General features: G+C 31.2%; 17 protein-coding genes and 2 tRNA genes. 16 read left to right on the forward strand and 3 right to left on the reverse strand.

Features of this window, described 5'->3' with window-relative positions; all coding sequences use genetic code 11:
* Positions 1-27 precede the first annotated feature (27 nt).
* The 3 genes from U881_RS0107815 to U881_RS11195 form a co-directional block, all read right to left on the reverse strand.
* Positions 28-1218 (reverse strand): dicarboxylate/amino acid:cation symporter, encoded by a 1191-nt coding sequence (locus U881_RS0107815; RefSeq protein ID WP_024653873.1) that lies wholly within the window; start codon positions 1216-1218, stop codon positions 28-30.
* Between the two features lie 171 nt (positions 1219-1389).
* Entirely contained in the window at positions 1390-2046 is a 657-nt protein-coding gene (locus U881_RS0107820) for an ankyrin repeat domain-containing protein (protein WP_024653874.1), read from the reverse strand.
* Positions 2047-2057: 11 nt separating this feature from the next.
* Positions 2058-3362 carry a hypothetical protein gene (locus U881_RS11195; RefSeq protein ID WP_038364121.1) on the reverse strand — a complete coding sequence of 435 codons (1305 nt, stop codon included), beginning with the start codon at positions 3360-3362 and terminating at the stop codon, positions 2058-2060.
* 32 nt (positions 3363-3394) lie between these two features.
* On the opposite strand from U881_RS11195, the gene U881_RS0107830 reads away from it, so the two are divergent.
* From U881_RS0107830 to U881_RS0107905, 16 genes are all read left to right on the forward strand, one after another.
* Positions 3395-4459, forward strand: a complete 1065-nt coding sequence (locus U881_RS0107830; protein ID WP_152520713.1) for a tetratricopeptide repeat protein — start codon at positions 3395-3397, stop codon at positions 4457-4459.
* A 10-nt stretch (positions 4460-4469) separates the two neighbouring features.
* Positions 4470-5321, forward strand: coding sequence for a hypothetical protein (locus tag U881_RS0107835; RefSeq protein ID WP_024653876.1), 852 nt, complete (start codon positions 4470-4472; stop codon positions 5319-5321).
* 95 nt (positions 5322-5416) lie between these two features.
* Positions 5417-5489 (forward strand) — tRNA-Thr (locus U881_RS0107840).
* Positions 5490-5512: 23 nt separating this feature from the next.
* Positions 5513-5692, forward strand: coding sequence for a 50S ribosomal protein L33 (gene rpmG / locus U881_RS0107845; RefSeq protein ID WP_024653877.1), 180 nt, complete (start codon positions 5513-5515; stop codon positions 5690-5692).
* Between the two features lie 10 nt (positions 5693-5702).
* A tRNA-Trp gene (locus U881_RS0107850) sits at positions 5703-5774 on the forward strand.
* Positions 5775-5804: 30 nt separating this feature from the next.
* A complete protein-coding gene (gene secE, locus U881_RS0107855) occupies positions 5805-5975 on the forward strand; it encodes a preprotein translocase subunit SecE (protein WP_024653878.1) in 171 nt (56 codons plus the stop codon).
* 9 nt (positions 5976-5984) lie between these two features.
* On the forward strand, positions 5985-6539 hold the full coding sequence (gene nusG / locus U881_RS0107860) for a transcription termination/antitermination protein NusG (RefSeq protein WP_024653879.1): 555 nt from the start codon (positions 5985-5987) through the stop codon (positions 6537-6539).
* Positions 6540-6590: 51 nt separating this feature from the next.
* The gene (rplK, locus tag U881_RS0107865) at positions 6591-7025 is read left to right on the forward strand and encodes a 50S ribosomal protein L11 (protein ID WP_024653880.1); all 435 of its coding nucleotides are present in this window, start codon (positions 6591-6593) and stop codon (positions 7023-7025) included.
* On the forward strand, positions 7025-7699 hold the full coding sequence (rplA, locus tag U881_RS0107870) for a 50S ribosomal protein L1 (RefSeq protein WP_024653881.1): 675 nt from the start codon (positions 7025-7027) through the stop codon (positions 7697-7699). The genes rplK and rplA overlap by 1 nt, the downstream gene beginning before the upstream one ends.
* Positions 7700-7709: 10 nt before the next feature.
* A complete protein-coding gene (gene rplJ, locus U881_RS0107875; protein ID WP_024653882.1) occupies positions 7710-8198 on the forward strand; it encodes a 50S ribosomal protein L10 in 489 nt (162 codons plus the stop codon).
* A 69-nt stretch (positions 8199-8267) separates the two neighbouring features.
* Positions 8268-8639: a 50S ribosomal protein L7/L12 gene (gene rplL, locus U881_RS0107880; protein ID WP_024653883.1), complete on the forward strand. Its 372-nt coding sequence runs from the start codon at positions 8268-8270 to the stop codon at positions 8637-8639.
* Between the two features lie 85 nt (positions 8640-8724).
* Positions 8725-12192 (forward strand): DNA-directed RNA polymerase subunit beta, encoded by a 3468-nt coding sequence (rpoB, locus tag U881_RS0107885; protein ID WP_024653884.1) that lies wholly within the window; start codon positions 8725-8727, stop codon positions 12190-12192.
* Between the two features lie 14 nt (positions 12193-12206).
* Positions 12207-16340, forward strand: coding sequence for a DNA-directed RNA polymerase subunit beta' (gene rpoC, locus U881_RS0107890; RefSeq protein ID WP_024653885.1), 4134 nt, complete (start codon positions 12207-12209; stop codon positions 16338-16340).
* Between the two features lie 62 nt (positions 16341-16402).
* Positions 16403-16777: a 30S ribosomal protein S12 gene (gene rpsL, locus U881_RS0107895; RefSeq protein WP_024653886.1), complete on the forward strand. Its 375-nt coding sequence runs from the start codon at positions 16403-16405 to the stop codon at positions 16775-16777.
* A 14-nt stretch (positions 16778-16791) separates the two neighbouring features.
* Positions 16792-17265: a 30S ribosomal protein S7 gene (rpsG, locus tag U881_RS0107900; protein WP_024653887.1), complete on the forward strand. Its 474-nt coding sequence runs from the start codon at positions 16792-16794 to the stop codon at positions 17263-17265.
* A gap of 83 nt (positions 17266-17348) precedes the next feature.
* Positions 17349-18371, forward strand: a complete 1023-nt coding sequence (locus tag U881_RS0107905) for a BMP family lipoprotein (RefSeq protein ID WP_024653888.1) — start codon at positions 17349-17351, stop codon at positions 18369-18371.
* Positions 18372-18399: the final 28 nt, after the last annotated feature.

Below are 18399 nucleotides of genomic sequence, written 5' to 3' on the forward strand. Positions count from 1 at the left end.
TTTTTTAAAATCAAGATGTTAAAGATGCTAAGTGTCTTTTGATTCATTAAAATCTATTATTTGCATTATGGCAATGCTTGAGGCAAAGTCGATCATTATGGCTAGTGATGTTAGGATTGGAAGGATTGGTATTATATTTGAATAACTAAGTTCAATTCCTTTTGTGTAAGTTGAGCATAACATTGTAATGATGTAAATTAGACTATTTGGAATGTGTGGAAATGCAAAGGTAAAGATGAATGCCAATATGCTCATGTAGCTTGTTTCGTAAATTGCTATGGGTAAGCTAGAATAAGATTTTAAAATAATGAAAAAAGAAATTGTTGAAGTGAAAATTGTGCCAAATTTAGAGACAAAGTTTATTATTGGTATGTTTATAATTATCGATTTTTTGATGTTTATTTTTTCGCTTTTGATGTTTGCTATTAAAAGCGAATAGGGAGCATAAGCATCCATTGTTAAGCCTGCAAATATTATATTGTGAAGAGATGTTAATATGTTTTTATATGATAGTTTGAAATTTTTAGTTAATCGATAACTCATCATTGGGATTATTATTAAAATAATAACAACTGTGCATGATGATAGCAAAATTATGCTATCAATGTAATATTGATAATTCTTAAAATTTTTTAGGTTAGTGGTATATGCTGCTGTTATGAAAATAATTCCAAATTGTGATATTTTAACAATAATGTCGTTTGTATTATAAAAAAGATTGGATACGCTTAATAGAAGTTCTTTGACGATTCTTCCTTTTTGTTTGGCATAATAAAAACTGATACCCATAATTATTGAAATTAAATAAATACTTAAAAGATTTGGATTACTGTTTATTAATATGGTGAGAATATTTTTTGGGAAAAAAGTTTCAAGAAATACTTTTTTGTCGAATAAATATTGATGTTGAATATTTTTGTCTAATATTGGAATTCTTTGTGGTAGATATATTGTTGCAACAGCAATGGACATGATTATTCCTGCAATATTAATTAATATGCCATAATAAATTATTTTTCCAAATAGCCTTTTAAATTTTTTATTTTCTATAATGTTTTCTATTCCAAGTGAAATTGCAAATGTTAAGAAAGGAATTAAAGCAAAATAGGTTAGTCTTATGAAAATGTGTGCTAGTGTATTGTAAATTTCATATGGAAGAAGTAGTCCAAATAATATTCCAATAGGTATGGTGAGAAAAAATTTTATTTTTTCATTCATAAATTCTTCCTTTTTGAGTTTGTAAAGTAGCACTTAATAGTATAATAAATTTTACTAGATTTTTGTAAATATAGATCTTGATAGTATATTCTCCATGACTCAAATATATGAGCACTATTTATGTGCAAATATTTCTTTGCAAATTTTAATTTTGCTTATACATACGATATTTTATATTATTTTGTGTTTTTTTAAGATGTTTATTATTTTTTTATTTTTTAGTTTTTTAATTTCTTTTTTGTATTCATCTTTGATATAGACATTTTTTTTAAGCAATAATTCAATGAAATTTATGTTTTCAGTTTCTATTGCGGCTTGTATGGGTGTTTTTCCATTTTTAAGAGTGAAGCTTAAATCGGCCCCCTTTTCTTTTAAAAGGTTAAATATTTTTTCATTATTAAGATATATTGCCCAAAATATTGATGAATATTTTGTTTCGTCTGTTTTATTAATTTTAATACCATAATCTATTAATATTTTGGTGGTTTTAAAATCATTGTTAATTATTGCAATTGATAGAGGAGATATTTTATATTGAAAATTTATTTCTGCAGATAGACTTAGAGCTATTATAGTGCCCTTTATATTTTGAAAATATACGGATGTTATAAAAAATTCATTTTTGATTTTTTGTAATTTTTGTACGATATTTTTGTTATATAAGTCTATTGATTCTATAAATTTCTCTAGTTTTTCTTTATTTGTTTCGTATTCTTGATTGTTGAAGTTATAAACCGTTTTTGATAATTCTTCTATTATTTTTATGTCTTCATTTGCATTTAGAGGTATGATAAGTTGTGTTAATAATAGTATCAATATTATTTTCATTGATTTCACCTCTAGATAATTTTTTGCAACCTTTTTGTAATAATGTCTTGGTTTGAATATTCACTGTGAAATATAATAATTACGATTTTGTTTTTATCGTCTTTGATTATCAAGTTGTTTTCTACATTTTTATGAGATATGAATATAAGTTGTAATGCGTTATTTGTATAGTCTATCAAACAAAAATATTCTTTGCCCTCTTTGTTTGTAAGCTTTAAGGCATTTTTATATGATATTTGCAAATTTGGATTTAATCCTATTATTTCAAATGTTCCGGAACTTGGTAGATTGTAAATTTTATTATCTATTTCCCAAATAAAAGTTTTGTCATTGTTAAATTTGATATTTCCGTATTGTGTATTCATTAAGGTCCCGTAAGAAGTTAATCTGTTTATAAGGTTTTGATTTTGTCTCTCATATTCAAGTATGATTTTTTCAATGTTTTGTTCCATAATAATGAAATTTTCTTCAAGTTGCTTTTCTTTAACTTTTATGTTTATTTTGTAATAATTTTGGTTTGTTTTTGTTATTAAAATAAAATCTTTTTCTGAGTTTTTGGATTGAAATAAAAATCCATTAGGTTTTACCTTTTCAACAATATCAAATTTAAAAATTAAACTCGATTTGGGCGTATTAATTTTTATTTCATTTCTTTGTGTGAAAAATAATCCATATTCATTTTTTAATAGATTTTTATCATAGGTGTTATTTGCAATCATTTTTTCAAAATACAGTGGCCTTAAGTATTTAATGTTTTTAAATGTGTTTATTACATTATCTTGTGAGGCTTGATCTAGTGGAGTTTTAATTATTTTTCCAGGAATATTATCAAAAATTTCAACTGCATAGTCAAAAACATAACCCTTGTGTCCATTTTTTGTTAATGCGTATAGCCATTTTCCTTTAAGTGCACCTGCTTCTGTTTCGTCTCCAATATGTATTATTTTGAGTATGGTGTCTTTTGGTATTCTGTGTATTATGTTTTCTCTGTAATTATTTGGAGATGTTCTTAGGGGTAAGAGATCTTTTTTGCTTATAGCATATTTATTGATATATGGTTGAATGCTGTTCTTAAATTCTTCTGCGTCTTCTTTTGTTTGAAATTCTTCTATTGTAAATTTATGTACAATAAATTTTATTCCATTATAATTTATCGTTATTTTGTTCTCTTTATTAATGTTTTCTATTTCTACAAGAGATCCATTTGGTAATTTTTTTCTATCGTTTGAATCTAAAACAATACCGTACTTATTATTTTTATTAAGACAAGATAAAAATAATAAGTACAATAAAAGATGGATTAATTTTTTATTCATATTATATCCCAGTAGTTGTTATTTAACTTAAGATGTGTTTTGTTATGCATGACCTTTATTATATAATAAAAACAATGAAGTTATTAATTCGAGCGTTTGGACTAGTGTTAATTTTGAGCTGTTATAAAATTAAGCAGAGTGAAATTCAGAGTCTGATGAGTCTTTTAGAAGCTTCAAACAAAAAAGGCCTCGATAGATTTCTTATCATTGATAGGATTGTTGATATTCATATGCATAATAAAGATTATGAAGATGCTTTGAGATTTGTGAATCAAGGAGTTGCTAATGACGAGAGTAATGAATATTATCCTTTATATTTTTATTTGATGGGTAATATATATTCTTCTATTAAGGAAGATTCCGTAGCTTTTACTTATTATAGATATGTTGTTGATAATTTTGATGATTATATTTATGAAAATAGTTCCATAAAGTTAGATATTGCAAAGAGAGTGATCGGTTTAAATATTGATGCTGGATATAAAGTAAACTACTATAAATTATTGCTTAATTATGATTCTGAAAATCTTACTAATGAGGATAGAGGTAATTATTATTATAATCTTGCTTTAAGTTTAGAGAGTATTCAAAGTTATGATGAGGCGTATTTTTATTATAAAAAATTACTCACAATACCAAGAGCAAACTTGAAAATAGATTCAAGAGATTATTCTGGTGTTATTACCAAAGTTAATTATTATGATAATCCAGATTTTGTGATTTATAGAAATTTGAATGATTTGATTTACTATGTTAAGAGGTATATTTTTTCAGGCAATACTACAAGCTTATTAAGTATAAGAGATAAGCATAATTTTTTTATTCAAAGTTGGGATCAACGAGGTGGAAGAAGTAATTCAATTAATACAAATAGCTTTTTGACAACTATGATTAAGCTTAGTAGTAGACGAAAAAATGGCATACAGTTCGCAACTACTTTTGAAGAGGATTCTAGTGATGATATATCTTATCTTGGATCTACTGGTTGGGAGCATATTCGGGAATGGTATTTTGTTTTTAAAAAGATTTCTTATCCAAAAGATCCAGAAATTAATAATGGTTGGGCTTGGATAGGTGTTTACTTGGGTAAAAAATAGGGAGATTTGTGTGAATTTACTTAATGGTCTTTTGAATTTTTTATTTTTGTTTTATTCTAATGTTTCTACTATAAATGATGTTTCATCTAAATCTAGCATAAAGAGAACAATTGATTGGAATGAAAAATTGGTTTATTTTGACATTATTAAACCCGTAGATGAAGACAGATTTGGTAAGGTTGGGATTGATTCTACTTCTAGATTAGTGTTTAGTGTTAATGATTTTAAGGATACTTTGATAAGAGAGTCTCTTTTTGAAATGATAATTGATTCTGATTTTACTTTTAAAGACTATTTTGATTCTGATCCCCATTTAATAATGTATTTTTCAGGACTTGATAGTATTTTAAAAAGGGGATATATGAAGTATTCGGAAGATTTAAAAAGCATAACCGTTAGGTATGAGCTTTGCCTTTTCCCTGATTTTATAAATTTGTTTTTAGGTCATATTAAGCCTTATAAAGCTTTCTATCCATTGGTTAATACAACTGCTGAGCAGTTTGTATATACAGGAATTATTATTTATGCGGGTGATGATTATAAATCTTCTTCTAATTCTGTTGTTAGATTAAATGATGCTTTTTTTGTTAAAATTTATGATGAAAATATTAAGCTTTATTTTGACAAAAGAATGGTTGAACCAGATGCTCTTAAAAAATGGGGCATGCTTGAATATACAAATGATATCTCTTATAAGAATAAAGACAGGATTGGAGATTATCCTTTAAGATTGGTTGCTAAAGGGGTTTATGGGAAATATCACTCAGATATTATACTTGATGATTATTCTATAAATAAGATCTTTTCAAATGAAAATAATATCAATCTTTTAAGAGAGGGTAAGTTTGTTGTTATTAAGTGATAGTCTTTAAAATTTGAATTATACTTTAATAATACTTGTCTTTTTTGGGATAATAAATTAACATGTTATAAGGGCTTATTATCATGATAAGTAATGCCCTTATAGCTCAGGTGGTAGAGCACCACCATGGTAAGGTGGCGGTCGTCGGTTCAAGTCCGATTGAGGGCTTTTTTATATTCAGGAGTTTTATTATGGGCAAAAAAAAAGGTAAAGGGGCTGTTGAGCTTATAGCTTTGGTATGTGAGGAGACAGGGATTAGAAATTATACTACTACTAAGAATAGACGTAATAAGCAGGAAAAATTGGAATTGATGAAATACTGTCCGGTTCTCAGAAAGCATACTCTTCATAAAGAAGGCAAAATAAAGTGATTAAAGTGATAGGTCAGTAGTTCAATGGTAGAACGGTGGTCTCCAAAACCACATGTTGGGGGTTCGATTCCCTTCTGACCTGTTGTCTGTATTATTAAAGAGAGGCTTTTAGATGTTTAAATTTTTTAAAGAAAGTATTTTAGAGCTTAAAAAAATAACGTGGCCTAAATATGGTGAAGTAATAGGAAGTGGAAAACAAGTTTTTTGGTTGGTTGTTTTTATTTCTGTTTTTTTGGGTATGGTAGATTATATCATGTATCTTGCTATAACTCGTATATTTTAAGGAAAGATTATGTCTAGGGCCTGGTATGTTTTGCAAACTTTTTCTCAGTATGAAAAAAAAATAGAACAAGAAATAAAGCTTTTAATTAGGGAAGGTGTTTTTGGTAGTAATGTTTTGGATGTTAAGGCTCCTATTGAGAGAGTAGAAGAGATAAGAAATGGAAGAAAACGAATACGTGAGAGAAAAATTTGGCCAGGATATATTCTAATTGAATTGGATCTTCCTGATCAGGATTGGAAAAGTACTGTGGCTAACATTATTAAGATACCTGGTGTTGTAAATTTTGTTGGTACTACTAAAGAACAAAAACCTCTTCCAATTAGTGATGAAGAAGTTAAAAGTGTATTTATGCTTGCTGGAGAAATTAAGGCAGATAAGTCTATTTTTATACTTTATGATTTTGAGGAAGGTGAGCGAGTAAGAATTAAGGGGGGACCTTTTGATTCTTTTGAGGGTGTTATTGGATCTATTGATTATGAAAAGAAAAAATTGAAAGTTGCAGTTCAAATTTTTGGGAGGTCAACACCTGTTGAAGTTGATTTTCAACATATAGAAAAAATTTAGCAATAAGTTTAATGGGAGCTTTGATAGCGTTATTACCATAAGGAGTTTTTTATGTCTAAGAAAAAAAAGGAAGTTGCTTGGATTAAGCTTCAAGTTCCGGCTGCTCAGGCTGCTCCAGGAGCCAAAATAGGACAAGCTCTTGGGCCTCATGGTGTTAGTGGTCCTCAATTTGTTAAGGAATTTAATGAGAGAACTGCTAAAATGGAGCCAGGAATTGTTGTTCCTGTTATTATTACTGTTTACAGTGATAAAAGTTTTTCATTTATTGTTAAAACCCCGCCAGCTTCGATTTTAATTAAGAAAGCTGTTGGAATAGAAACAGGTTCTAAGAAAGCAAATACAGATAAGGTTGGAACTATATCAAAAGAAAAAGTAATGGAAATTGCAAGGGTTAAGATGCCTGATTTGAATGCAAAAACAGAACAGGCAGCATTTAAGATTATTGCGGGAAGTGCTCGTTCTATGGGTGTTGAGGTGGAAAAATAATGGCTAAGAGTGGAAAAAAATATATTCAAGCTCTATCTAAGGTGGATAAGCTTAAATCTTATAATATTGATGATGCAATATCTTTATTGAAAGAGATTAAGTTTGTGAAATTTGATGAGACTATAGATGTATCTATTAATCTTAATCTAAAGAAAAATCATACAGTTAGAGATACAGTTGTTTTGCCGCATCAGTTTATGAGGGAGAAAAAGATACTTGTTTTTGCAAAAGGTGAAAGGGCTGAGGAAGCACGAGAATGTGGTGCTACTTATGTTGGGGATGATGATCTTATTGATAAGATTAAAGGCGGTTTTAGTGATTTTGATATCGTTGTTGCAACGCCTGATATGATGAGAGATGTGGGAAAACTTGGTCCAATTTTGGGTAAAAGAGGGTTGATGCCAAATCCAAAAACGCAAACGATTACAAATGATTTGAAAAATACAATAGCTAGTCTTAAGAAGGGACGTACAGAATTTAGGGCGAATAAAAATGGTGTAATTAATTTTTCTGTTGGTAAATCTTCTATGGATAATAATAAGATAAAAGAGAATTATGATGAATTTATTAAAGAATTACTTAAGAGACGCCCAAGTGATTTAAAGGGTACTTTTGTGGATAGTGTTTATGTTTCATCTACTATGGGACCTTCTGTAAAGATTGATTTTATTTAGGAGTTGCATTATGGATAAAAAGATAAATCCTAAAAAGGTTGAAATGTTTGATTCGTTAAGAGGATTTTTAGATGGTAAGGATAATATTTTTTTCTTAGATTACAGAGGTTTAACAGTAGCACAACTTACTAATTTGAGAAACAAAATTGAGGATGAGAAGGGTGCGTTAAGAGTTGTTAAAAATAATATAATGAAAAGGGTTTTGAAAGATAAAAATATCGAAGGTCTTGATTCTTATCTTTTAGGTCCAACAGCTGTTGTTACTGCTGTTGATGAAGCCAATGTTGTTGCAAAAATTTTTTATGAATTTGTAAAAACTAGTACTTTAAAGGTCAAAGGCGGTTTTGTTTTAGGAGAAGTTTATGATGAAGCTAAACTTAATGCATATAGTAAGCTTCCTACTAAGCTTGAAGCTATCTCTTTGTTTATGAGTGTGCTTAAAGCACCAATGTCCAAACTAGTCAGAACTTTAAAGGCTTTGTCTGATGTTAAAGCGTAAAGCAGTGTTAGTCTTAATAGAGTGCATGCTATCACTGTTTAAAATAAATGTGAAAGGAGTTAAGTTAATATGGCACTAAATAAAGAAGATATTTTAACATGGCTTGAAGAAGCTAAAACAAGTGAAGTTGTAGAACTTATAACAGCTATTGAAGAAAAGTTTGGAGTTACTGCTGCTGCTGTTGCAGTTGCTGCTGGACCTGCTGTTGCTGGTGGTGGTGCTGAGGAGCAGACAGAGTTTGATGTGATGCTTGTGTCTTTTGGGGATAGTAAGATAAACGTTATTAAAGAAGTAAGAGCTATTACTGGACTTGGACTTGGAGAAGCGAAAGCTTTGGTTGAATCTGCTCCTAAAGCAGTTAAGGAAGGTGTTTCAAAAGCAGATGCTGATGAGATAAAGAAGAAACTGGAAGCAGTTGGTGCAAAAGTTGAAATTAAATAGAGCATTAAAAATATGCCAAATTGTTTATTCCACATGTCATTTTAGTGGCATGTGGTTTGTTGTGTCTTAAAAAAGGAGTCTTTTAATGATAAAAAGGGTTCATCTAGGACAAGGAAAAGCCGAAGAGATCTTAAACTTACCTAACCTAATAGAAATACAATTGAATTCGTATGAAAAATTTTTGCAACTTGAGAGATTGAAAAATAATAAACCTTTACTCAATGAAGGCCTTGAATCTGTATTTAGAGATGTTTTTCCTATGAAAAGTAGCAATGGTGAAGTTGCTCTTGAGTATGAAAAATATTATATCGAATATGATTCTCTTAGTTTTACTGAGAAAGAATGTAAAAGAAAAGGGCAAAGTTATGAGGCTGTCTTAAAGATAAGATTAAATTTACAGTTTCTAACGACAGGAGAGATAAGACAAAAAGATGTCTATATGGGAACTATTCCTTTAATGACTGATAGGGGAACTTTTATTGTTAATGGTGCTGAGAGAGTCATTGTATCACAAATCCATAGATCTCCTGGGGTTGTGTTTTATAAGGAAAAAGATTTGTACTATGCTCGTATTATTCCTTATCGTGGTTCTTGGCTAGAGTTTGAAATTGACTCAAAGAAAGATTACCTTTATGTTAAGATAGACAGGAAAAAAAGAATACTTGTTACTCTTTTCTTAAGAGCTTTGGGACTTGATACTAGAGAGAAGATAATAGAGACTTTTTATAAGATTAAAAAAATTGAAGTGAATGATGATACTAAAAGGGAAATTACAGGACAGTATTTGGCAACAAATGTTACTATAAAAGAAAATATGACCTATAGAGCAGGTGATAAGATAACTTTGCAAGACATTGAAGATTTCTTGCAGAATGGAGTTAAAGAAATAGATCTCATTGATTTTGAGGGATATTATAGTGTTCCTGGAAAACATTTCATTAGTTCCGATGTTATTTTAAATTGTTTTGAAAAAGAAGATGCTTATTTTGCTTTGAAAGATGGATTTAAAGAGCTATCAAGAGAATCTGTGATGCTTGCAGTTTATAGTGTGCTTTTACCTGGTGAACCAATATCTATTGATAATGCTGAGAATGATTTGAGAACTGTGTTTTTTTCAGAAAAAAGATATGATTTGGGTCATGTAGGAAGATATAAGCTTTCTAAAAAGTTTGGTCTTGATGATCTTACAACATCAGTTCTAACTATGACAGATATAGTAAATACTATATCTCATCTCTTAAGGATATATGATGGACATGATGTTCTTGATGATATAGATCATCTTGGAAATAGAAGAGTTCGTTCTGTTGGTGAGTTGCTTACAAATATATATAAAGGTGCAATGTCAAGAGTAGAAAAGATTGCAAAAGACAGAATGTCTAATAAAGAGGTATTTAACCTTAAACCTCAAGAATTAATCAGTGTGAAGCCCGTTGTTTCTGCTGTTAAAGAATTTTTTGCAACCAGTCAGCTCTCTCAGTTTATGGATCAGGTTAATCCTTTGGCTGAACTTACTCATAAGAGACGTCTTAATGCTTTGGGTCCTGGAGGACTCTCAAGAGATCGAGCAGGCTTTGAAGTAAGAGATGTGCATTATACTCATTATGGTAGGATGTGTCCTATTGAAACCCCTGAGGGACCAAATATTGGACTTATTGTTTCTTTGGCTACCTATTCAAAAGTAAATGATTATGGTTTCTTAGAGACCCCTTATAGAAAGGTGGTTGATGGTAAGGTAACTGATGAGATTGAATACCTATCTGCGATTGATGAGGAGAAGAAATGTATTGCTCAGGCAAATGCTTCTGTTGGAGCTGATGGTAATTATACTGATGACTTGGTTTCTGTTAGAATTTCTGGTGATTATACTACGATGATGCCTAAAAATATCGATTACATGGATGTTTCACCTAGACAGTTAATATCTGTTTCCTCAGCATTAATACCTTTTCTTGAGCATAATGATGCAAACCGTGCTCTTATGGGTTCAAATATGCAGCGTCAGGCAGTTCCTTTGTTATTTCCACAACCACCTATTGTTGGTACTGGTATGGAAAGAATAGTTGCAAAAGATTCTGGTGTTGTTATTAAAGCAAAAAGAGCGGGCAGAGTTGTATTGGCAACAAGTAAAAAAATAGTTATCAAACCTGAGGATGCAACTTCTGAGAAAGATTTAGATGAATATGAGCTTGCTAAATATGAGAGAACAAATCAGGATACTTCTTTCAATCATTTAGTTTTGGTAAAGAATGGCCAAATGGTTAGTAAGGATGAAATTATAGCAGATGGTCCTGCTACCAGATATGGAGAGTTGGCACTTGGTAATAATCTGTTGGTTGGTTTTATTCCTTGGAATGGATTTAATTATGAAGATGCTATCTTGATTTCTGAGAGAATTGTAAAAGAAGATCTCTATACTTCAATTCATATTAAAGAATTTAGTATTGAAGTAAGAGAAACTAAGCTTGGGCCTGAAAAAGTTACGGCTGATATTCCTAATGTTAGTGGCAAAATATTAAGTAAACTTGATGAAAATGGAATTGTGCGAATAGGTACTTATGTAAAACCGGGTGATATTTTAATTGGTAAAGTTACTCCAAAATCGGAAGGAGATATTACTCCTGAATTTAAACTTTTAACATCTATATTTGGTGAGAAAGCAAAAGATGTTAAGAATAATTCATTAAAAGTCCCTCATGGTACTGAGGGTACTGTAATTGATGTTCAAAGAATCACTAAAGAGGATGTTAGCAATCTTCCACCTGGTGTTGATGAAATATTAAAGGTTTATATTGCAAAAAAAAGAAAACTTAAAGAAGGCGATAAAATGGCGGGAAGACATGGAAATAAGGGTGTAGTTGCCAAAATTCTTCCTGTTGAAGATATGCCATATCTTGCAGATGGAACTCCTCTTGATATATGTCTCAATCCCTTGGGAGTGCCATCTCGTATGAATATTGGTCAATTGATGGAGTCTCAACTTGGTCTTGCTGGTAAGTATCTTGGTGAATATTATGATGTTCCTGTGTTTGAGTCTGCTACAAATGAGTGTATTCAAGAGAAATTAAAAAAAGCTGGATTTAATGAAACATCAAAGGCCATCTTGTATGATGGATATACAGGAGAGCCATTTGAAAATGAAGTTATGGTTGGGGTTATATACATGCTTAAGCTTCATCACCTTGTTGATGATAAGATGCATGCAAGATCTACAGGTCCTTATTCACTTGTATCTCAACAACCTCTTGGTGGTAAGGCTCAGTTTGGTGGGCAAAGGCTTGGAGAGATGGAAGTTTGGGCGCTTGAAGCTTATGGGGCTGCTCATACTCTCCAAGAGTTATTAACAGTAAAATCAGATGATATGTCAGGAAGAGTTAAAATATATGAAAATATTGTTAAAGGTATTCCTACTAATGTATCTGGAATTCCTGAATCTTTCAATGTTTTGATGCAGGAACTAAGAGGTCTTGGTTTTGATTTATCTATTTATGATGATGATGGAAATCAAATTCCTTTAACAGAAAAGGAAGAGGAGTTAATTAATAAGACTTAGGTTTTGAGGATTTTATGAAAGAGATAAAAGATTTTGAAAAGATAAGAATAAAGATAGCATCTCCCGATCAAATTAGAAGTTGGTCTTATGGAGAGGTTAAAAAATCTGAGACCATTAATTACAGAACTTTAAGACCTGAAAAAGATGGTCTTTTTTGTGAGCGAATTTTTGGTACGACTAAAGAATGGGAATGTTATTGTGGAAAATTTAAGTCGATAAGATACAAAGGCATTATTTGTGATCGTTGTAATGTTGAAGTGACTCATTTTAAAGTTAGACGTGAGAGGATGGGACATATTGAGTTGTCAGCTCCTGTTGCTCATATCTGGTATTATAAATATATTCCTTCTAGAATTGGTCTCTTGCTTGATATTACGGCTTCTAATTTGAATTCTATTCTTTATTATGAAAAATATATTGTTATTGAACCAGGTGATACTGACCTTAAAAAGATGCAACTTTTAAATGAAGATGAATATTCTGAAGCAAAAGAAAGATATGGAATGTCTTTTAGTGCTTCAATGGGTGCTGAGGCAATTAAAACTTTACTTGAAAATCTTGATCTCGATGAGCTTTCATCTAAACTTAGACTTCAGATGATTGATAAAGATGATAAGACCGATAAAAAACTCTTAAGACGTCTTGAGATTATTGAGAATTTTAAAGTTTCTGGCAATAAACCGGAATGGATGATTATGGATGTTCTTCCTGTTATTCCGCCAGAAATTAGACCTATGGTTCAACTTGATGGTGGCAGATTTGCAACTTCTGATTTAAATGATCTCTATAGAAGGGTAATAAATAGAAATAATCGATTAAGAAAACTTTTACTTCTTAATGCTCCTGAGATTATTGTTAGAAATGAAAAGAGAATGCTTCAAGAATCGGTTGACTCTCTTTTGGATAATTCACATAAAAGAAAGGTTGTAAAGGGAACGTCTAATAGACCTCTTAAGTCTCTATCTGATGCATTAAAAGGTAAACAAGGTAGATTTAGACAAAACCTTCTTGGAAAGAGAGTTGATTATTCTGGTCGTTCGGTTATTGTTGTTGGGCCTGAACTTAAGCTTCATCAGTGTGGTATTCCTGCAAAAATGGCCCTTGAACTTTTTAAGCCATTTGTTATTAGAAAATTAATTGAGAGTGAATCAGTATTTAATATAAAAAGAGCTAAAAGCTTAATTGAACAAGAAGTAGATGAAGTATGGCAAATTTTAGATAATGTTATTAAAGAGCATCCTGTACTTCTAAATAGAGCTCCAACGCTTCACAGATTGGGAATACAGGCTTTTGAACCAGTTTTAGTTGAAGGAAAGGCCATTAAATTACATCCTCTTGTTTGTCATGCATATAATGCCGATTTTGATGGTGATCAGATGGCTGTTCATGTTCCTTTAACTCCTGCAGCACAGACTGAGAGTTGGGCTTTGATGTTGTCAACCAATAATTTGTTAAATCCTGCAAATGGACATCCTATAGTATTCCCATCTCAAGATATTGTGTTGGGTCTCTATTACTTGACTATGGAGAGACGGAACGTGGTGGGAGAGGGGCGTAAGTTTTCTAATTTTAATCATGTTCTTCTTGCAATCAATAATAGAAGCTTGGATTATAATGCGCGAATTTATGTGAAGGTTGATGGTGAATATGTAGAGACTACGGCAGGACGTGTTGTATTTAGTGAGGCATTGCCAGAAAAAATTTCTTTTGTCAATAAGACTCTTAGTGATTATGAATTACAAGTTTTGATTTCTGAAGTTTATGTTACTTGTGGATCTTCTATTGTAATTGAGATGTTGGATATTATTAAAGAACTTGGATTTAAGTATGCTACTAAGTTTGGCTGTACAATAAGTATGAGTGATATTATTGTTCCTGAAGAGAAAAAAATATATGTGGAGAAGGCTAATAGAGAGATTGCAAAAATACAAAATGATTATACTAAAGGTGTTATTACTGGTGAAGAGAGATATAACAACGTTGTTTCTGTTTGGTCAAAGACAAATGAAGAGCTTACTAATAAAATGATGGAAATTCTTAAAAAAGATAGAGATGGATTTAATGTGATTTACATGATGGCTGATTCTGGTGCTCGTGGTAGTAGAAATCAAATAAGACAGCTTGCAGGAATGCGAGGATTGATGGCTAAGACATCGGGTGATATTATTGAACTTCCAATTATTTCTAACTTTAAGGAAGGACTTTCCGTAATAGAATTTTTTATATCTACAAATGGTGCAAGAAAAGGGCTTGCAGATACTGCTCTTAAGACGGCAGATGCTGGATACTTAACACGACGATTGGTAGATATTGCACAAGACGTTGTTGTTAGAATAGAAGATTGCGGAACTATTAATGGTATAAAAGTTGAAGCTTTAAAAAATGGTGAAGAAATAGTTGAACCTTTACGAGAAAAAGCCGTTGGGAGTTATTCAATTGAACGAATTAAAAGTCCTATTACTGGAGAGATTATTTTAGATGTAAATGAAGAGATTACAGAGGCTAAAATACAATTATTAGAAACGGTTGGTATTGATAAACTTATCATTAGATCTGTTTTAACTTGTGAGGCTGAGCATGGGGTTTGTCAAAAATGTTATGGACGAGATTTTTCAAATAATAAACCTGTGAATATTGGAGAGGCTGTTGGAATTATAGCTGCACAGTCAATAGGTCAGCCAGGAACACAGCTTACTATGAGAACTTTCCATATTGGAGGAGTTGCACAAGCTGGTAGTGAAGATGATAAGATTGCATTTAAGAATGCCTTTATTCTTAATGGGCTTGAAGGTTTTAATGTACAAGTTGATGGCGGATTGCTTTTTACAAGAAAGGGAATCTTAAAAGTGATAAATGTAATTTATGAGGAATATATTAAGGAAGTGAAGGAACTTAAGGTTTCAGATTCTCAAAAAGTAATTAAGGGAATGCCTTTGTTTGTCAATAAAAATGGAGTTGAAATATTATCATCTCATATTGGTTATATTAAGATTAGAGATAAAAAGTTGATGATTGTTTCTGAAGAACAAGAAGTTTCTCTAAAAGTTGGGACAATACTTGAAATAAATGTGGGCGATTATGTTGAGGCTGGACGTGTCATTGGAACATTTGATCCATTTGCAGAACCAATTATTGCTGAAGTTAAAGGAAAAGTTAAGTTTAAAGATATTATTTTGGGGACAACTCTTAAGGAAGAAATCAATCTTGAGACAGGAAATATTGAAAAAAGAATTACAGACCAAGTTTTTGAATCTCTTGATCCTAGAATTTTAGTTATTAACGATAGAGGGGTTGAGGCTGCATCTTATGTTTTGCCTGGAGATGCTTATTTGCAAGTTGAAGATGGGCAAGATATTAATATAGGAGATATCATTGCTAAGCTTTCTAAAGGATCTGAGAAAACTCAAGATATTACGGGTGGTCTTCCTAGGGTTAATGATTTGTTTGAAACAAGAATTCCTAAAAACTTAACTGAAATGGCCAAAGTAAGTGGGGTTGTGCAATTTAAGGCAATTCAAAAAGGTAAAAGACTTATTAATGTTTTAGATGAATATGGCGTTGAACATAAACATTATATTCCTGCTGGAAAACATCTCTTAGTTAGAGATGGAGACGTTGTTAAAGCTGGAGATATGCTTTGTGATGGAAGAATTAATCCTCATGATGTTCTTGAGATTCTTGGTGGAATTAGTTTGCAAGAATTTTTATTGGCGGAAATTCAAGATGTTTATCGAAAACAAGGTGTAAGTATTAATGATAAGCATATTGGTGTTATTATTAAACAGATGATGAAAAAAGTTAAGATTGTTTCTGTGGGTGATACTAATTTTGTTTATAATCAAAAAGTAGATAAGCATGCTTTTTATGAACAAAATAAAAGGGTAATTGAGCAAGGTGGTGAGCCTGCGGTAGCTAGTCCAATTCTTATTGGAATAACAAAAGCATCTCTTAATATTGATTCATTTATTTCAGCTGCTTCTTTCCAGGAAACAACTAAAGTGTTAACAGATGCATCAATTTCTGGTAGTATTGATGATCTTAAAGGTCTTAAAGAAAACGTTGTTATTGGTCATTTGATTCCTACAGGAACAGGAATGAATTTGTATAAAAGAGTGAGGGTGAGAGAAAATTCGAGCTCTAATTTGTAACTTGAAAATAAATCATATATTTGATACCATTTACTGGTAAAATTAGGAAAAAGGGAGCATAGATGCCTACAATTAATCAACTAATTAGGAAGCCAAGAAAAAGTCAAAAAGAAAAGACAGCGTCTCCTGCGCTTCAGAATTGTCCTCAAAAAAGAGGAATTTGTACTCGTGTAATGACAGTTACTCCTAAAAAACCCAATTCAGCTTTAAGAAAGGTGGCTCGTGTTAGGCTTTCAAATGGGTTTGAAGTAACAGCTTATATTCCAGGGATTGGTCATAATTTACAGGAGCATTCAGCTGTTCTAATTAGAGGTGGACGAGTTAAGGATTTGCCAGGTGTTAGATATCATATAATCAGAGGAGCTAAAGATACTCTTGGCGTTAATAATCGAAAGAAAGGTCGTTCTAAGTATGGGACTAAGAAACCAAAGGCTTAAGAGGTATAAATTGAATGTCACGAAAAAGTAAAAAAATTAAGAAAAAAGTCTTTACAGATTCTAAGTATAATTCTCCATTAATTGTTAAATTCGTAAATAGAATGATGTATGATGGAAAAAAATCTGTTAGTGAATCTATAGTTTATAATTCAATTGATGTTCTTGCAGAGAAACTTGAAGAGGTTGATAAGCTTGCTGCTTTTAAAAAAGCTTTAGACAATGTTAAACCTTTAGTAGAGGTTCGAAGTAGGAGAGTTGGTGGTTCTACTTATCAAGTTCCAGTTGAAGTTAGAGAGGAAAGACGTGAGGCTTTGGCAATAAAGTGGATTATCACAGCTGCCAGAAAAGCTAGTGGAAAATCGATGCAAGAAAAATTAGCAAATGAACTTATTAATTCTTACAATTCGACGGGTGCTGCTTGTAAAAAGAAGGAAGATACTCATAGAATGGCAGATGCAAACAAAGCTTTTACACATTATAGATGGTAATATAACAATAGATTGATTTTTCCTGTATTCTTATTTTGTGCTTTGTTTGAGCTTCAGTAGAGGTGGCCGGAGGTTTATGTATTATGTTAAGAAAGGTTGTTTTGTTTTTACTCATCTTAAGTTGTTCGGATTCACAAGATAAAGTTTCATTCTCTAATACTGTTTCTGTTATTGTTGATGGAACTTTTGATGATAAGGGTTTTAATGAAAGTTCTTCTAAGGCAATGACTCAAATTAAGGAAGAATTTAAGGTTAATGTAATTCAAAAAGAGTCCAGAGCTTCTGATTATTTATCTGATATTGTAAGTTTAGAAGAAGGTGGTTCAAGTTTAATCTGGGGGGTTGGTTTTAAGTTTTCAGATATATTTTTACGTAAATCTCTTGAAAATTCCGATTTAAATTATGGAATTATTGAGGGTTCTTACTTAGAAGATGTTAAGTTGCCCCAAAATTTGGTAAGTATAAATTTTAGATCAGAGGAAGGAGCGTTTTTAGTTGGATATCTTGCGGCTAAAATATCTAAAACAGGTAAAATTGGGTTTTTAGGTGGAATAGAAGGTGTTGTTCTTGATGCGTTTAAATATGGATATGAAGCTGGTGCTAAGTATGCAAATAGAGATATTGAAGTAAGTTCTCAGTACGTAGGAACATTCTCTGATCTCTCACTTGGACGCTCAATGGCAAGTAAAATGTATTCGTTTGGGGTTGATGTTATATTTGCAGCAGCAGGTCTCTCAGGTCTTGGTGCTATTGAGGTTGCAAAAGAACTTGGGCTTGGACATTATATTATCGGAGTTGATCAGGATCAGTATTATCTTGCTCCTGACAATGTACTTGTATCATATGTTAAGCGAGTTGATGCAGTTATTTGCGATTTAACAAGATCTTATTTAAAACTTGGTAAGTGGCAGGGTGGAAATTTAGAGTTTGGACTTAAAGATGGAGCACTTGATTTGATTTTTAATGAAACAATAAATTTAGATTTAATCAAGAAATCTGATTTTTTATTAGAGATTAAAGAAAAAATCATTAGTAATGAGATTAAAGTTCCTAAAGATGAAATATCCTATGATAATTTCATTACTAATTATTTACACCAGAATTAATATTAGGTGAGGGATTTTGCTTTATGAA

The organism is Borrelia persica No12, assembly GCF_000500045.1.
Classification (GTDB): domain Bacteria; phylum Spirochaetota; class Spirochaetia; order Borreliales; family Borreliaceae; genus Borrelia; species Borrelia persica.

Bases quoted from the DNA above. Each gene is read 5' to 3' on its own strand.
- U881_RS0107815 (WP_024653873.1), bottom strand. From the start codon at position 1,218: ATGAATGAAAAAATAAAATTTTTTCTCACCATACCTATTGGAATATTA.
- U881_RS0107820 (WP_024653874.1), bottom strand. From the start codon at position 2,046: ATGAAAATAATATTGATACTATTATTAACACAACTTATCATACCTCTA.
- U881_RS11195 (WP_038364121.1), bottom strand. From the start codon at position 3,362: ATGAATAAAAAATTAATCCATCTTTTATTGTACTTATTATTTTTATCT.
- U881_RS0107830 (WP_152520713.1), top strand. From the start codon at position 3,395: ATGTGTTTTGTTATGCATGACCTTTATTATATAATAAAAACAATGAAG.
- rpmG (WP_024653877.1), top strand. From the start codon at position 5,513: ATGGGCAAAAAAAAAGGTAAAGGGGCTGTTGAGCTTATAGCTTTGGTA.
- secE (WP_024653878.1), top strand. From the start codon at position 5,805: ATGTTTAAATTTTTTAAAGAAAGTATTTTAGAGCTTAAAAAAATAACG.
- nusG (WP_024653879.1), top strand. From the start codon at position 5,985: ATGTCTAGGGCCTGGTATGTTTTGCAAACTTTTTCTCAGTATGAAAAA.
- rplK (WP_024653880.1), top strand. From the start codon at position 6,591: ATGTCTAAGAAAAAAAAGGAAGTTGCTTGGATTAAGCTTCAAGTTCCG.
- rplA (WP_024653881.1), top strand. From the start codon at position 7,025: ATGGCTAAGAGTGGAAAAAAATATATTCAAGCTCTATCTAAGGTGGAT.
- rplJ (WP_024653882.1), top strand. From the start codon at position 7,710: ATGGATAAAAAGATAAATCCTAAAAAGGTTGAAATGTTTGATTCGTTA.
- rplL (WP_024653883.1), top strand. From the start codon at position 8,268: ATGGCACTAAATAAAGAAGATATTTTAACATGGCTTGAAGAAGCTAAA.
- rpoB (WP_024653884.1), top strand. From the start codon at position 8,725: ATGATAAAAAGGGTTCATCTAGGACAAGGAAAAGCCGAAGAGATCTTA.
- rpoC (WP_024653885.1), top strand. From the start codon at position 12,207: ATGAAAGAGATAAAAGATTTTGAAAAGATAAGAATAAAGATAGCATCT.
- rpsL (WP_024653886.1), top strand. From the start codon at position 16,403: ATGCCTACAATTAATCAACTAATTAGGAAGCCAAGAAAAAGTCAAAAA.
- rpsG (WP_024653887.1), top strand. From the start codon at position 16,792: ATGTCACGAAAAAGTAAAAAAATTAAGAAAAAAGTCTTTACAGATTCT.
- U881_RS0107905 (WP_024653888.1), top strand. From the start codon at position 17,349: ATGTTAAGAAAGGTTGTTTTGTTTTTACTCATCTTAAGTTGTTCGGAT.